Raw genomic sequence first — 15,029 nt, 5'->3', positions numbered from 1 at the left:
ATGTGCGGCATAGCAGGATTTATAGATTTTAAAAATCGCAGCACGGAAGATGCGCTTTCAGAAATGGCTGCAGCGCTGTCTCACCGAGGCCCTGATGGACAGGGTACCTATTTTCAACAGCTGCAATATGCACAACTTGGCCTCGGCCACCGCCGCCTTTCTATTATTGACCTGAGTCATGCTGCTGATCAGCCCATGCATTATGATGGCCTTCACATCATTTTTAATGGTGAAATATACAATTACAATGAGATAAGGGATCAGCTTATACTGAAGGGCCACCAGTTTCTAACCCATTCTGATACGGAAGTGATCTTGCACGCATGGAGGGCATGGGGAGAGAAGGCTATCGAGCAATGGCATGGAATGTTTGCCATTGCTTTGTTTGACGAAAGAAGTAACGAGCTGATTTGTATACGGGACAGGGCTGGTGTAAAGCCCTTTTATTACTATTGGAAAGATGATACTTTCTTGTTTGGATCAGAACTGAAATCCCTGATAGCCCATCCTGCTTTTATAAAGCAAATTGACAGGGATGCCGTTGCCTCGTACTTACAGTATGGATATATAGCACACCCGAATTGTATTTACAGTAATACCTATAAACTACCAGCTGGCCATTTATTAAGGCTTGAATTGGATTTAAAACTGGTTAATACTGTTCAGTACTGGAACGTGTATGACCATTATAATAAGCCTAAACTCCAGATAGATCTACCAGAAGCTATTGAAGAGACGGAAAAGATCCTGGAAAAAGCCTTTCAATTTCGTATGGTGGCTGACGTGCCTGTTGGTGTATTTTTAAGCGGTGGTTATGATAGCACCTGTGTTACAGCATTATTGCAAAAGAACAGTACGGAAAGGATCAAAACATTTACCATAGGTACTACAGATAATAAGCTGGATGAAGCACCTTTTGCCAAACAGATAGCGGATCAATTGGGCACTGACCATACTGAATATTACTGCACCCCCAAAGAAGCATTGGATATCATTCCGGGACTTCCTTATTATTATGATGAGCCATTTGCAGATAGCAGCGCCATCCCTACAATGCTGGTCAGCAGGATGGCCAGGCAAAATGTAACGGTTGCTTTATCTGCCGATGCAGGTGATGAAATTTTCGCCGGGTATAATCGGTACGATTATATATACAGGTATGGGCGAAAAATAAATGCACTTCCCAGGCCGGTACGTCAATTAGCGGTTGCTGCTATGTCCGGCATTTCATCTAAACGAATTCCTTATTGGCGGAATCAACCCAATTTTCATAGCCGCTATGATAAATTGAAAAATATCCTGGCCGACCCATCTCCATCAGAATTATTGAAAAACCTCAACCAGGTGTTTAACGATAAGGAAATCGAAGAACTCTTTGCAAATCATGTAATTGAACTGAATACTTCTCATAATAGTTCAGAACTATTGAACATGGACCAGGATCCCCTGGCTTATATGATGGCCATAGATTACCAGACCTATATGGTTGATGATATTCTGCAAAAAGTTGACAGGGCTACTATGGCAGTAAGCCTGGAAGGACGGGAACCTTTTCTTGACCAGGATATTATTGAATGGGCTGCTCAATTGTCCTCCAGCTATAAATATTATGAAGGTCAGAAAAAATATATATTAAAACAGATAGTACACAAGTATATTCCAAAGGAAATAATGGAACGGCCTAAAATGGGATTTGGCATCCCTGTTGACAATTGGCTTTCACATGAATTGAAGGACCTGGTGGAAGAGCATCTAAGTGAAGCAAGCCTAAAACTTCATGGTTTATTCAATGTGCAGGAAGTAAGAAATATCGTTTCAGACTTTTTAAATGGCAGGAAAGAAAAACACCTGAAAGTTTGGTATTTACTGATGTTCCAAATGTGGTATAAACAATGGATGTAAAACGGGTCCTCTACCTATCCTATGACGGCATGACTGACCCTTTGGGTCAATCACAGGTGCTTCCCTATCTTATTGGCCTCGGCAAAAAAGGATACCGGTTCACCCTTATTAGTTTTGAAAAACCAGGAAGGTATGAAATTGCTAAGGATGTTATAGCTACCCTTTGTACCAGTAATGGAATTGAATGGCACCCTTTGATATATACTAAGAGTCCACCTATATTTTCTACTATAAAGGATATAGAATCTTTGAAGTCGAAAATAAGGTCACTACATAAAGTAAATCGTTTTGATATAGTACATTGCCGCAGTTATATTACAGCTATAACCGGCCTGTGGATGAAAAGAAAATGGGGCACCCGGCTTATATTCGATATGCGCGGTTTCTGGGCAGATGAAAGGGTTGATGGTGGACTATGGAATATTAAAAACCCGGTATTTGCTTCCGTTTACAGGTATTTCAAAAGGAAGGAAAGAGAATTTTTAGAAAATGCGGATCACACCATAACTCTTACCAACACGGCAAGGAAGGAAATGGAATCCTGGGATGCCAGTGAAAAATTTGCACCTGTTGAAGTAATTCCCTGTTGCGTGGATCTTAATCTTTTTGATCCTTCCACCATTAATGCATTACAGGCTGGAACACTTAAAAGCCAGCTGCAAGTCGGCGTTGATCAAAAAATAATCAGCTACATTGGTTCAATAGGCACCTGGTATTTGATCGATGAGATGATAGATTTTTTTAGTGTTTTTTTACAGGAAAATCCAGGTGCGGTATTCCTTTTTGTCACCAAAGACAACAAAGAAGAGATCAGGAAAGTATTCGAAAAGAAAAATATACCACAGGCCGCACTTCGTATGGTATCTGCCGAAAGGAACCAGGTGCCAATGTATATTTCCCTATCAGATTACTCCATTTTTTTTATTACACCCGCCTATTCCAAAAAAGCTTCTTCTCCCACCAAGCAAGGTGAAATAATGGCAATGGGTATCCCTGTAATTTGCAATGATCATGTAGGTGATACTTCAATGGTTGTTGAGAAATATGAAGCAGGAATTGTAGTAAAAGAATTTTCCCGGGAGGCCTATAAGGCATATGTCAAAACCCTGGCTGGTAAAACTTTTGATAAGCATGCGATACGGCAGGGTGCTGAAGAGTTTTTTTCCCTGGATGCAGGTATCAGAAAATACAGTGCTGTTTACGAAAAACTAGCCCATTGAATCCTCGGAAAGTATTATTACTGCTGCCATATCCGCTGCATACAGCTCCTTCTCAGCGTTTCAGAATAGAGGCTTTCTTTCCTCTATTGTACCAAAATAAAATAGAAATAAAAACGCAATCTTTTTTGGATGAAAAGGCCTGGTCCAGATTATACAAAAAAGGATCATTGATATCAAAATCTCTTGATGTATGCAAGGGATTTGCCAAACGTTTGTGGGCAGTAATTTTCCTGGTACACAAATATGATTTTGTATTGGTACATAGGGAAGCTTCCCCGATAGGTCCCCCCATTTTCGAATGGATCATTGCCAGGTTCTGGAAGAAAAAACTGGTATTTGACTTTGATGATGCAATCTGGATTCCGGCCATTTCTGAACAAAATAAGTTGGCCCTCTACCTGAAATGTTTTTGGAAAACCAGGTGGATCTGTAAATGGTCTTATAAGATTGCTGCCGGAAATCAATACCTGGCAGGTTTTGCAGGTAAATTCAATAAAAATGTAATCATAGTTCCTACAGTTGTTGACACCACTAATCGTTATCATTTCGCAGTGGATCAGGATGTTTCAAGGCCGTCAATAGGCTGGACAGGCTCGCATTCCACAATGAAATACCTGGATTCGCTAACCCCCGTCTTGCAACAACTCGAAAAGGAAAAGGAATTCGATTTTTATGTAATTAGTAATAAAAGGCCTGAATTTGAGCTTCGCTCTTTAAAATTTATAAAATGGAAGGAAGCCACAGAAATTGAGGATCTGTCAAAAATTAATATTGGAATTATGCCATTGGAGAAAGACAGGTGGAGTGAAGGGAAATGTGGTTTTAAAATAATTCAATACCTCGCCCTGGGAATTCCTGCTGTGGCTAGTCCAGTTGGGGTCAATGCAAAGATCATTGACAACAACCAAAACGGCTATTTGTGCCTAAATGAGAATGAATGGTACAAATACATCTCCTTGTTACTGGATGATAGTAATTTGCGAAAAGAAATGGGAAGGGCAGGAAAAGAAAAGATAATAAAAGAATATAGCATTCAGGCTAACGCTGATTTATTTTTAGAGCTCTTCAAATAGTTTTTTTTATACAAAACGTTTGTAGTTTCAAAATTGTAATATAATATGATGAGCGAGGCGGCGTAGAAAGGCATACAGGGGATCTTATAACGCGACAAGGCGCCGAAATTGTAAGAGGAAATACCCACCGCAAAAGCGAAGATGATAGAAAAAACCAAACAAAATGATAAGTTAGGATCCCTGATAATCATTGAAAAAATCCGGGTTTTTCTTTTTGCTATAACTTTTAAAGTGAAATAAAGAAATAATAAAGCTTCTAATCCAGATAACAGCACAATGATCTTTTTCGACTCCCAAATAAAAGGCCTGAACAGGGTTACCACTACTGCCTGTGGGAATTTCGTTAACATCCCAACAAGGCTGGGGTCAAATTGACCAAGGTCATATGCTGATCCCTCATCTCCTGAAGAATAGGCGATCCATCCCCTGGTTTCTGCAGCTGTACTGGCAACATTTTGCAAGGAGTATTTATCCATCTCTGTAGCAAACCGCTTTGAAAGAAAGAAAAACCCTCCAACAGTTATAGCCACAAATAAAATATTTACCAACCACCGGATACTAACGAGCCTGATCTTATGCGAATAGGATAATAGCAGCCATAAACTAAGCGCGGGTAAAAAAGCAATTAAAATATAAAGCTTGACAACCCCGATTAAATAAAAGCTGATTCCAAGCATCAATAGGTTTCTCACCGAGAGATCCCTGTTCACAAAGATCCGGAAAGTAGTATAGGTCATCCAACCCAACCCAAACATACATACGGTGTCTTTGAACATGGCCGATCCCCACACAAATGTGCTGGGAATAAAAAGGAACGCGATCGCTAATTCCTTGGATAATTTGGGATAGAGATTCACAAAGCTCCTGTACATGGCCCAAACCCCTGTAAATGAAAAATAGGCAAACAATAAAGCAATGGGTATATAGCTGGTCCCATTGAATAATCCAAAAATGGCACCGATAACAGCAACTAAGTAGGAAGACTGGTCATTATACCATTCAAGCTGTGAAGTATATTTATACAGTTGTGGATTTACATCCGGTGATTTTCGGAATAATAAATCCAGCCAGTTGGAAATGGAATCATCAAGGGCCGAATTAATGACCTGGCTATGCCGGTAGAAATTAAATGTATCACCCCCTCCGTAATAAAACTGGTAAATAAGTGCAATAAATATTGCTCCCCCAAATTTTACATACAATCCTGGTAAATAATACTTCCTTAAAGGATGACCCGTAGGATAACGCTTATCTCTTTGATTTTTAGCAATAGCAATCAATATAAAAAGATAAATAGGCGTTAGGACCAGATCCCAAATCGTTAAATACTGCACAGGACGAAAGTAAATGTATTTCCGAATCCATTTAAATTTTCATTTCCTCGCTTCAACTTTTAAACTCCTTAGCGCTTCCTTCCCCAACAGCCACCACCTTCATCCCATAATGTCTGGGATGCACTGCCATTTCATTGCCTTCCATACAACTCACTTTTAATAAGGCCATCCAGGGTATGCTTTCACCTGGTAAGGTCAGGTTGATAACACAATGTTCCTTTGCTTGCCGTTCAAAAGCATATACCTCAGATTCCATTTCTACAACTCTCAAGCCATTTTCATTTCCCGCATCCCCAAATATTAATATCCCTTCAAAATAATAATGAGTAACCAGCTTGTTGTGTCTTTTGATGGTATCCTTTTCAATAGCTATAATTATCGACAGGTGTTCTTTATGTTGTTCTATTGAATAACTTCCGTGAAGTAATTCATCTAAAGGATGGTCTCTTTGTATTTCCAACCCCAATAAAGATGTAAAATCAATTCTCTTATAATCCTTAAGTCCCTTTTTTAAACTATTGATGATGCGCAGGGTTACCCTGCCAGTTGTTATACCATTTAAATAGGGCCGTATCTTTTTTACAACCTGTCTCGCAGCAGGACCAGAAATTTTAGATAAATCCACATTTGTAGCCAAAGAATCATTCAGTTTCCCCTTTCTTCTTTTCTTCCTCCAGTGAATGCCTTCCCTGGTTACCACTAAAACATGTTGATCCGGTTCAGCACAGTACGGGATGTCCTGCCTGCTCCATTTCTTTCTTTTAGGCATAAGGTCAAAACATTTGTATTTCAAGATATATTATTAATATAAAATATCATAGCATTTGAAAGAAACTTTAGGCTAATTCCAGGCAAGTTATAGGCGAATTACTGGCGATTTTGATTAGGCTACTCCATATCAGCTACTGGTTACCTGCATGGGGCGGACCACCCCTGTTTGAAAGCTGCACAATTATGATTCTGGTTTTCCTGGAATAATTATGACCTTACAAAAAGTTTAAAGTGCATGCAGTAAAACTCTTTCATTAATTTTCTCATAACCACCCCTTTGCTTTCCTTCAATTTTTTCCTGCAACTTTGCCCGATGCCCCGTGTACTTCGAATTTTAAACCGCCTGGCAGTGGGTGGTCCTGTGTTGAATGCCACCTATCTTTCCCGCTACCTTTCCCCCGATTTTGAGACCATTTTAGTGGTGGGCGAAAAAGAAGACCATGAGAAAAGTGCAGCCTACCTGGCTGACCAGCTGGGGATCAATTATGTGACCATAAAAGGCATGGGACGGTCAATTAACCCGGCAAGTGATTTCTTTGCCTACCAGGAATTAAAAAGACTAATTAAAAGTTTTAAACCAGATATTGTACACACGCACTCGGCCAAGCCCGGAGCCCTGGGAAGATTAGCCGCTTCTTCTTCTAAAGTACCGGTCATATTGCACACCTTCCATGGACATGTTTTCCATTCTTATTTTAACCCCATCAAGAGTAAAGTATTTATAAATACAGAACGTTACCTGGCCAGGAAGAGCGACGCCATTATTGCCATTAGTGATCAACAGAAAAATGAGCTGGTACAGCAATTTAAAATCGCACCTCATGATAAATTCCATGTAATACCATTGGGGTTTGATTTGGATAGGTTTCATAATGGTACAGATGAAAAGAGGAAGAAATTCCGTGCGGAATTTTCTATTGATGATGATACCATAGCCATAGGAATTATAGGCCGCCTGGTGCCTGTAAAAAATCATTACTTATTTCTTAAGGCAATAAAACAGGTATTGGATAGAAGCAATAAGAAAATAAAAGCACTCATTATTGGAGATGGAGAAACAAGGGCAGACCTGGAAAATGTAGCTAACGAAGCCGGCATTCCCTTCTCCACTGAAAATGACAGGGAACATTTACATCCATTAGTTTTCACATCCTGGAGGAGTGATATTGATGTGATCAACGCAGGTTTAGATATTGTATGCCTCACTTCCTTCAATGAAGGAACACCTGTAAGCCTGATAGAGGCGCAGGCTGCTGATAAAGCGGTGGTGTCAACAAGGGTTGGTGGAATAGCCGATATCGTTGTCGAAGGTGAAACAGCACTGCTGGCGGATGTTAATGATACCCAAAGCTATTGCGATCATCTTTTGCGATTGGTGGAAGATGATGCATTAAGGATGCGTATGGGCAGTAATAGTTCGAAACATGTATTGCAAAAATTTAGTTACCAGCGTTTAATGAATGATATGTCACAACTTTACTACCAACTCCTCGAAAAGAAAAAAAGATAAGAATGTTATTTTTCAGGAAAAAAGAAAATACTTCTGTAGACCTGGGCTGGTTGCAAACCGATATGCATTCTCATCTCATACCAGGTATTGATGATGGATCCCCTGATTTACAAACCTCCCTTGAACTTATAAAAGGGTTTGCCAGTTTGGGTTATAAAAAAATAATCACTACGCCTCACATACTTTGGGATGTATATCCAAACACCCGGGAAATTATCCTGGATAAATATGCCGGATTAAAATCTGCCGTTCTGGAAGCTGGCCTCGATATTCAGATTGATGTAGCAGCAGAATACTTTTTGGATGAACATTTCAACGGGCTATTGAAAAATAAAACGCCCTTGTTAACCCTAAGTGGCAATATGGTCCTGGTGGAGTTTTCAATGCTTTCCGCTCCTTTCGATTTGCAGGAAATGCTCTTTGAAATGCAATTGCAAAATTACCAGCCCGTGATTGCACATCCCGAACGCTATAGTTATTTAAACAGGAAAAGAGAAGTGTTTGATGAACTCAGAAATGCCGGTTGCCTGTTCCAGTTAAACCTCTTGTCACTGCAAGGATATTATGGCAGTTCTGTCCAGGAATTAGCCGAGTACCTATTGAAAAAAGACTATTATGATTTTGCCGGTTCAGACCTTCATCATGAAAGACATATGGCAGGATTGCAAAAACTGAAATCCGCTTCCTGGATGCGGAAGCTGATGGAATCTTCTTCCATCAAAAATCACTTGTTATAGATAGTTGTATGCAGGTTAGATATAAAATATCCGAAAGGATATTGTTTTAAAGGCGGATTCTAACCAAATTTCAACTAATCTTGATTTAGTTTGTACTAAGATCATGTCATTTACCATTAAAGAACTGGAGTCTCTTTCTGGAATAAAAGCCCATACCATTCGGATTTGGGAACAACGTTACCATTTTTTAAAGCCCTCTCGTACCCAGACCAACATTCGCACCTATAATAACGAGGAGTTAAAAACCCTGCTTACCGTCGCCCTCCTGAATAAGTATGGCTACAAGATCTCAAGGATCGACGAGATGCACCCCGACCAACGAGCAAGGGAGGTTCTGCAACTTCCAGGCAAAGAGGCTTACGAAGAAGGCCTGGTGAATGAGTTGATAGGGTATATGATCGATATTAAAAGTATGGAGTTTGAACTGGCTCTGAATAACTACATAGCTGAAAACGGGATTGAAAAAACGATCAGTACTTTGATCCTGGGTTTTTTGGAGAAGGTGGGCATCTTATGGCAAACCAATAAGATCATCCCGGTCCAGGAACATATAGTTTCCAATATTATCCGGCAAAAATTAGTAAGGGCAATTGATGATCTACCTTTCGTTCAGAGAACATCCCCTTTGTTTGTCCTGTTATTGCCAGAGAATGAACACCATGAAATGGGATTATTGTTTGTTTATTATTTATTGCGTAAAAAGAATATATCAGTCATCTACTTAGGGGCCAATGTGCCTTTAAAAGATGTTAGCTATCTTTTTAAACTGGTTGCTCCCCAATACCTATACCTGCATCTAACTTCACTGCCCCTACAGTTAAATCTTCAAAAATACCTTCAGCATCTTAATCTCCAGGCCCCCTCGGCCCAGATCCTTGTCTCAGGTAGCACTGTGCAAAGAATGAAGGCAACTCCCCAGTCTAATGTTACTTATTTTCAATCGATTACATCTGTTTTGAGCTATGTGGAATCCTTAGGCTAATTATTTGTTTAATAAATTATGCTATTGTTTTAAACAAAATATTGTTTAAGTTTGTAGTATAATAAATTAAACAAGATGGGTATTCAGGAATTCAATTCATTGGTTTTGAACAACACTGAAGGTCTTAGACCATTTGCTATCTCACTTACAAAAGACCATGAAACAGCTAAAGATCTTTGCCAGGAAACACTCTACAAAGCTTTTGCTTATAGGGATAAATATCATCCGGGTACCAATATAAAAGCCTGGTTGTTCACCATTATGCGGAATATTTTCATAAACGAGTACAGGAGGGAAGGACGTAAAAAACTGGTTATGGATACTGTTAAATACTCCCAGTCGGCATATGGATTTTCTTCTGAGCTCAATGTCAGGCTAAGGGAAATAAATAACAGTATTCATGAATTACCTGCTATCTTTAAAACAGCCTGCCAACTGTATTTACAGGGCTATAAGTACCATGAAATAGCCGTTGCCCTTAACGAACCTATTGGAACTATCAAAAGCCGTATACACTTCGCGAAAAAGCATTTACAAAAACAAGTTGAACGTTGAGCAAATCTGTTATAATAATAGGAGCAGGATTCTCTGGTCTGTCAGCAGCTGCCTTCATGGCTAAGGCAGGCTGGAATGTCACAGTTATTGAAAAAAATGCTACGGCAGGGGGGAGGGCACGACAACTAAAAGAACAGGGGTTCACCTTTGATATGGGGCCAAGCTGGTATTGGATGCCTGATGTCTTCGAGCGCTTTTTTAGCCAGTTCGGCAAGAACGTTACGGACTATTATTCCTTACAGAGACTGGATCCATCCTATAGGGTCTATTGGCCCGATACACACACCAACATTCCGGCTAACTATGAAGAGTTTCGAAGCTTATTTGAAAGCATGGAAAACGGAAGTGGAGCTATGTTGGATCAATACCTTAAAGAGGCATCATTAAAATATGAAATCGGGATCCAGGACCTGGTCTATAAACCCGGGCAGTCAGTAACAGAATTCCTTGACTGGAAAATAATTAAGAATGCCCTGAAGCTGGATGTATTTACTTCTATCAAATCGCATGTATCTAAATTTTTTAAAAATCCCAGGCTTAGGCAATTGATGGAATTTCCCATTTTATTCCTGGGAGCTTTACCTCAAAATACGCCTGCTCTATATAGTTTGATGAATTATGCCGACATAATTGGGGGAACCTGGTATCCTGATAAAGGAATGTTCTCCATTGTGGAAGGCATGAGGAAACTGGCTGAAGAGCTGGGAGTTGTTTTTAGATATAACGAAAGTGCGGAACAAATCATAATTGAAAAAGGTGCTGCAAAAAAACTGCTAACGGATAAAGGCGAATATGTGGCGGATGCAATCATAAGTGGAGCGGATTACCAGTTCACTGATTCAACTTTACTTCCTGCCGCATACAGAAATTATACAGACCAATATTGGAATAAAAAAGTGCTGGCGCCATCCTGTCTTTTATATTATGTAGGAATTAATAAAAGAATGGATAACGTTTTACATCATTCATTATTTTTTGATGTTGAATTTGATCAGCATGCTACGCAGATTTATGCTGATCCTCAATGGCCAGATGAACCATTGTTTTATCTAAGTGTTTCTTCTAAAACCGATGATACGGTGGCTCCTGAGGGATGTGAAAACCTTGTTCTGCTTATTCCTGTGGCATCGGGTCTTGAAAATGATACGGAAGAATTAAGGGAAATCTATTTTCAGAAAGTATTGAAAAGATTAGAAAAGCATACTGGCCAGTCTATAGCTGATGCAATTATTTATAAAAGATCTTATTCTGTGTCTGACTTTAAGAATGATTATAATTCCTATAAGGGAAATGCTTATGGATTGGCCAATATATTAAGCCAGACAGCCATTTTCAAACCTTCCTGTCAAAGTAAAAAAGTTAAGAATCTTTTCTACACAGGTCAATTCACAGTGCCTGGCCCCGGGGTGCCACCAAGTCTCATCAGTGGGGAAGTTGTTTCTAAACAAGTTATTAAAGCCTTTAAGAACTGATCTATGACTATAGACTTATTTCACAAGGTGAGTTATGATTGCAGTAAAGTTGTGACTGAAAATTACAGCACGTCTTTTTCTTCAGCCATCCAGTTATTGCATAAAGACCTCAGGGTGCCCATATATAATATATATGGATTTGTGCGTTTTGCCGATGAGATAGTTGATACGTTTCATCAACATAACAAAATAGTACTGTTGGATCAGTTCAAAGCTGAAACATTTGATGCCATTGAAAAAGGTATAAGCCTGAATCCCATTTTAAATAGCTTCCAAAAAACGGTGAACCAATATGCTATTGATCAGCAATTGATACATGCCTTCTTTAGAAGTATGGAATCCGATCTTACGCAGAATAACTATGACAGGCAGGGTTATGAGGAATATATTTATGGATCCGCAGAAGTAGTTGGTCTCATGTGCCTGTATGTATTTTGCGAAGGGAATACCAGCCAATATGAAAAATTGAAATTCCACGCTCGGGCATTGGGAGCGGCATTTCAGAAAGTAAACTTTCTCAGGGATATCCAATACGACTTTAATGATCTCTCAAGGCTGTACTTCCCGGGATGCGATTTTCATAATTTTACTGAAAAGGATAAGGTGAAAATAGAAGAAGATATTGCCCTGGATTTTAAAAACGCTTACCAGGGAATACTATTCTTGCCTATAAAAGCAAGGTTTGGTGTATATGTTGCTTACAAATATTATTATTCACTTTTTAAAAAGATCAGGGCCATTCATCATAAGGAAATATTACGGCAACGGATACGTATCCCTAACTACCAAAAAGCATTTATCATATTAAGGGCGAGTGTAAAAAATGGATTACGTTTGATAGAATGATTACCCACGAAGTCATATTAGTAAATGAACTGGATGAAGAAGTAGGCACCATGGAAAAAATGGAAGCACACAGGAAAGGCCTTTTGCACAGGGCTTTCAGTGTTTTCATTTTTGATAAACAGGGTCGCATGCTTTTACAGCAAAGGGCTTTAAATAAATACCATGGCGCCCTTCTATGGACCAATACCTGCTGCAGCCATCCTTATCCAGGTGAAAATGCGCATAATGCAGCTCAAAGAAGACTAAAAGAAGAGCTTGGTTTTGTCACTGGTATCCATGAAATATTTTCTTTTATGTATAAGGCTGAAGTAGAAAATAATTTGATCGAACACGAATACGATCATGTATTTGCGGGTGAATATGTAAATGATATTATTCCCAATGAATCAGAAGTCGCCAATGTGGATTACAGGAAAATGGCGGATATAAAAAAAGATATAGAAACCAATCCTTCAAATTATACTTCATGGTTTAAAATAGCTTTTCCCAGGATTGAAAAATGGTGGAAGGGAAAATATGATAATGTCAATGCAAATATTCCAATAGAATGACGGCGTTTTTATACATATTGGTTGTATTGGGTACTTTTCTTTGTATGGAAGGTATAACCTGGTTAACCCACCGCTACATCATGCATGGGATCCTTTGGGTGCTTCATAAGGACCACCACCAGAAAGAGCCTGGTTTTTTTGAGAAGAATGATTGGTTCTTTGTCATTTTTGCCGTCCCAAGCATCTTATTAATATTGACAGGTACACTCAATTCTGTTTGGTGGTGCCAGGCTATTGGTTTTGGGATCATGGCTTACGGGGCGGCCTATTTTATTGTGCATGATGTCATTATCCACCAGCGGTTTAAATGGTTTTCCAAAAGCCGTAATACATATGTCCGGGCCATAAAATGGGCCCATAAAATGCACCACAAGCATTTGAGTAAAGAGCAGGGGGAAAGTTTTGGTATGTTGCTGGTTCATAAAAAGTATTGGGAAAAGGTTAGGAAAGACAGGCAATTAATGGCGGCAAAAAAGGTGAGCTATGCCCCGGAACAGTAGCACCATTTACTTATTTAGATTCGTATTGACTTATTAGGCTTTAATTTATTTATCTCCAGATCTGAAACCACCCTTGCAATATGATTACATTATTTCCGGTGCAGGATGCGCAGGATTAAGTCTTGCAATGCATATCATTCATTCCGGAAGATTTGCAGACAAAAAAATATTATTGATAGATAAGGATTCTAAAAGGTCCAATGATCGCACCTGGTGTTTTTGGGAAAAAAACAAAGGTCTTTTTGAGTCCATAGTATACAAGGAATGGGAAAAAGTATCATTCATTGGTGAAGGTTTTGATGATGAACTGCATCTAAATCCATACACGTATAAAATGATCCGGGGCATAGACTTCTATAGTTATTGCCTTGAAGAAATTAGCAAACATCCAAATTTTATCATCCGCTTTGAAGGAGTCAATAAGGTGTTTAGTGAAGAAAATACAGGAATAATTGTAAATGGTAATCCGATTTATGCCGGATATGTTTTCAACAGCATCTTGTTTGAAAAACCACAGTTAACAGCCAGGCAATACTGGCTATTGCAACATTTTAAAGGTTGGATCATTGAAACTGAACAGGATGAATTTGATGAAGACAGGGCTACCTTAATGGACTTTAGGCCCCGTCAGCAAAATGGAACTACATTTTGTTATATCCTGCCTCTCAGTTCTAAAAAAGCTGTTGTTGAATATACCCTTTTTAGCAAGTCTCTTTTATCTCAACCGGAGTATGACCAGCAATTGGAAGAATACATTCATAACATTTTGCAAATCAAATCCTATAAAATCAGTGAAGAAGAATTTGGAGTGATCCCCATGACTAATTTCAACTTTCCTTCCCGCCAAAATAATATTATCAATATTGGTACGGCAGGTGGCCGCACCAAGGGATCAAGTGGCTATACTTTTCGATCTATTCAAAAACAAAGTCACGATATTGTACAGCAGTTATTAAAAAATGAGGAGCCGGTTGGCAAAAAAGTACATGCAAGATTTACTTTTTACGATAGTGTACTATTGAATATTTTATTTAATAATACTCTTTCCGGAAAAAAGGTATTTACAGACCTCTTTAAAAAGAATACAACACCTTCTGTATTGAAGTTTCTAGATAACGAGAGTTCTTTAACTGAGGAATTAAAAATAATAGCTACGCTTCCCACCTGGCCATTCCTGAAAGCGGCTGTTAATCAAATCATTTAATTACTATGCTGGTTGATAACCTGTACTAATGTATTGGCAGGCACCACTCCCGATTGCCGCCATTTAACCTGGCCATCTTTAAAAAGTATAAGTGTAGGCACACCTCTTATTTGGAATTGCTCAGCTGCCTGTTGATTTTTATCAATATCAATCTTAATGATTGTGGCCTTATCTCCTAATGCCTCCTTGGTTTGTTTTAGAATGGGAGCCATCATTTTGCAGGGACCACACCATTCGGCAAAGAAATCAACTAAAACCGGCTTACCTGATTGGATCACTTCCTGGAAACTGGACATATAGTTTTTAAGTAGAAATGTATCATATAGTGTACCAAGCCGTAAAAACTTGTCAATAAGTCGCCCAGATTGCTAT

General features: G+C 39.0%; 15 protein-coding genes. 12 read left to right on the top strand and 3 right to left on the bottom strand.

Annotated elements, in window-relative coordinates:
- The 3 genes from asnB to BP74_RS08615 are packed head-to-tail and all read left to right on the top strand — an operon-like array spanning position 1 to position 4,195.
- Positions 1-1,902 carry an asparagine synthase (glutamine-hydrolyzing) gene (gene asnB, locus BP74_RS08625; RefSeq protein WP_496373095.1) on the top strand — a complete coding sequence of 634 codons (1,902 nt, stop codon included), beginning with the start codon at positions 1-3 and terminating at the stop codon, positions 1,900-1,902.
- Positions 1,893-3,122 carry a glycosyltransferase gene (locus tag BP74_RS08620; protein WP_496373093.1) on the top strand — a complete coding sequence of 410 codons (1,230 nt, stop codon included), beginning with the start codon at positions 1,893-1,895 and terminating at the stop codon, positions 3,120-3,122. The genes asnB and BP74_RS08620 overlap by 10 nt, the downstream gene beginning before the upstream one ends.
- Positions 3,119-4,195 (top strand): glycosyltransferase family 4 protein, encoded by a 1,077-nt coding sequence (locus BP74_RS08615; protein WP_496373091.1) that lies wholly within the window; start codon positions 3,119-3,121, stop codon positions 4,193-4,195. The genes BP74_RS08620 and BP74_RS08615 overlap by 4 nt, the downstream gene beginning before the upstream one ends.
- Here the strand turns inward: BP74_RS08615 and BP74_RS08610 are convergent.
- A complete protein-coding gene (locus tag BP74_RS08610; protein ID WP_496373089.1) occupies positions 4,156-5,529 on the bottom strand; it encodes a hypothetical protein in 1,374 nt (457 codons plus the stop codon). The two genes, BP74_RS08615 and BP74_RS08610, sit on opposite strands and share 40 nt — an antisense overlap.
- A gap of 52 nt (positions 5,530-5,581) precedes the next feature.
- A complete protein-coding gene (locus BP74_RS08605) occupies positions 5,582-6,298 on the bottom strand; it encodes a hypothetical protein (RefSeq protein ID WP_496373087.1) in 717 nt (238 codons plus the stop codon).
- A 315-nt stretch (positions 6,299-6,613) separates the two neighbouring features.
- Between BP74_RS08605 and BP74_RS08600 the strand changes: the two genes are divergently transcribed.
- From BP74_RS08600 to BP74_RS08560, 9 genes are all read left to right on the top strand, one after another.
- On the top strand, positions 6,614-7,810 hold the full coding sequence (locus BP74_RS08600) for a glycosyltransferase (RefSeq protein ID WP_496373085.1): 1,197 nt from the start codon (positions 6,614-6,616) through the stop codon (positions 7,808-7,810).
- Between the two features lie 2 nt (positions 7,811-7,812).
- Complete coding sequence (locus BP74_RS08595; RefSeq protein WP_496373083.1) at positions 7,813-8,547, top strand: tyrosine-protein phosphatase; 735 nt, start codon at positions 7,813-7,815, stop codon at positions 8,545-8,547.
- Positions 8,548-8,650: 103 nt separating this feature from the next.
- Positions 8,651-9,529: a MerR family transcriptional regulator gene (locus BP74_RS08590; protein ID WP_496373081.1), complete on the top strand. Its 879-nt coding sequence runs from the start codon at positions 8,651-8,653 to the stop codon at positions 9,527-9,529.
- 75 nt (positions 9,530-9,604) lie between these two features.
- Positions 9,605-10,084, top strand: a complete 480-nt coding sequence (locus BP74_RS08585) for an RNA polymerase sigma factor (RefSeq protein WP_496373079.1) — start codon at positions 9,605-9,607, stop codon at positions 10,082-10,084.
- Positions 10,081-11,556 (top strand): bifunctional phytoene desaturase/3,4-desaturase, encoded by a 1,476-nt coding sequence (gene crtID / locus BP74_RS08580; RefSeq protein ID WP_496373077.1) that lies wholly within the window; start codon positions 10,081-10,083, stop codon positions 11,554-11,556. The genes BP74_RS08585 and crtID overlap by 4 nt, the downstream gene beginning before the upstream one ends.
- A 3-nt stretch (positions 11,557-11,559) precedes the next feature.
- Entirely contained in the window at positions 11,560-12,402 is an 843-nt protein-coding gene (locus BP74_RS08575) for a phytoene/squalene synthase family protein (RefSeq protein WP_496373075.1), read from the top strand.
- Entirely contained in the window at positions 12,399-12,953 is a 555-nt protein-coding gene (gene idi / locus BP74_RS08570; protein WP_496373073.1) for an isopentenyl-diphosphate Delta-isomerase, read from the top strand. The genes BP74_RS08575 and idi overlap by 4 nt, the downstream gene beginning before the upstream one ends.
- The gene (locus tag BP74_RS08565) at positions 12,950-13,453 is read left to right on the top strand and encodes a sterol desaturase family protein (protein ID WP_496373071.1); all 504 of its coding nucleotides are present in this window, start codon (positions 12,950-12,952) and stop codon (positions 13,451-13,453) included. Before idi ends, BP74_RS08565 begins: the two co-directional genes overlap by 4 nt.
- Positions 13,454-13,526: 73 nt before the next feature.
- Positions 13,527-14,657 carry a lycopene cyclase family protein gene (locus tag BP74_RS08560; RefSeq protein ID WP_496373069.1) on the top strand — a complete coding sequence of 377 codons (1,131 nt, stop codon included), beginning with the start codon at positions 13,527-13,529 and terminating at the stop codon, positions 14,655-14,657.
- Here BP74_RS08560 and trxA read toward each other — a convergent pair.
- Positions 14,654-14,953, bottom strand: a complete 300-nt coding sequence (gene trxA / locus BP74_RS08555) for a thioredoxin (protein ID WP_496373067.1) — start codon at positions 14,951-14,953, stop codon at positions 14,654-14,656. The two genes, BP74_RS08560 and trxA, sit on opposite strands and share 4 nt — an antisense overlap.
- Between the last annotated feature and the right edge of the window lie 76 nt (positions 14,954-15,029).

The organism is Flavisolibacter ginsengiterrae DSM 18136, from assembly GCF_059568575.1.
Note: the sequence above shows the minus strand (reverse complement) of the source record. Positions and strands in the feature narration are given on the sequence as shown.

What these genes read in the sequence shown, in the direction of transcription:
- BP74_RS08620 (WP_496373093.1), top strand. Translation starts at nt 1,893, where the DNA reads ATGGATGTAAAACGGGTCCTCTACCTATCCTATGACGGCATGACTGAC.
- BP74_RS08565 (WP_496373071.1), top strand. Translation starts at nt 12,950, where the DNA reads ATGACGGCGTTTTTATACATATTGGTTGTATTGGGTACTTTTCTTTGT.
- BP74_RS08595 (WP_496373083.1), top strand. Translation starts at nt 7,813, where the DNA reads ATGTTATTTTTCAGGAAAAAAGAAAATACTTCTGTAGACCTGGGCTGG.
- BP74_RS08575 (WP_496373075.1), top strand. Translation starts at nt 11,560, where the DNA reads ATGACTATAGACTTATTTCACAAGGTGAGTTATGATTGCAGTAAAGTT.
- BP74_RS08585 (WP_496373079.1), top strand. Translation starts at nt 9,605, where the DNA reads ATGGGTATTCAGGAATTCAATTCATTGGTTTTGAACAACACTGAAGGT.
- BP74_RS08600 (WP_496373085.1), top strand. Translation starts at nt 6,614, where the DNA reads ATGCCCCGTGTACTTCGAATTTTAAACCGCCTGGCAGTGGGTGGTCCT.
- asnB (WP_496373095.1), top strand. Translation starts at nt 1, where the DNA reads ATGTGCGGCATAGCAGGATTTATAGATTTTAAAAATCGCAGCACGGAA.
- BP74_RS08605 (WP_496373087.1), bottom strand. Translation starts at nt 6,298, where the DNA reads ATGCCTAAAAGAAAGAAATGGAGCAGGCAGGACATCCCGTACTGTGCT.
- idi (WP_496373073.1), top strand. Translation starts at nt 12,399, where the DNA reads ATGATTACCCACGAAGTCATATTAGTAAATGAACTGGATGAAGAAGTA.
- BP74_RS08590 (WP_496373081.1), top strand. Translation starts at nt 8,651, where the DNA reads ATGTCATTTACCATTAAAGAACTGGAGTCTCTTTCTGGAATAAAAGCC.
- trxA (WP_496373067.1), bottom strand. Translation starts at nt 14,953, where the DNA reads ATGTCCAGTTTCCAGGAAGTGATCCAATCAGGTAAGCCGGTTTTAGTT.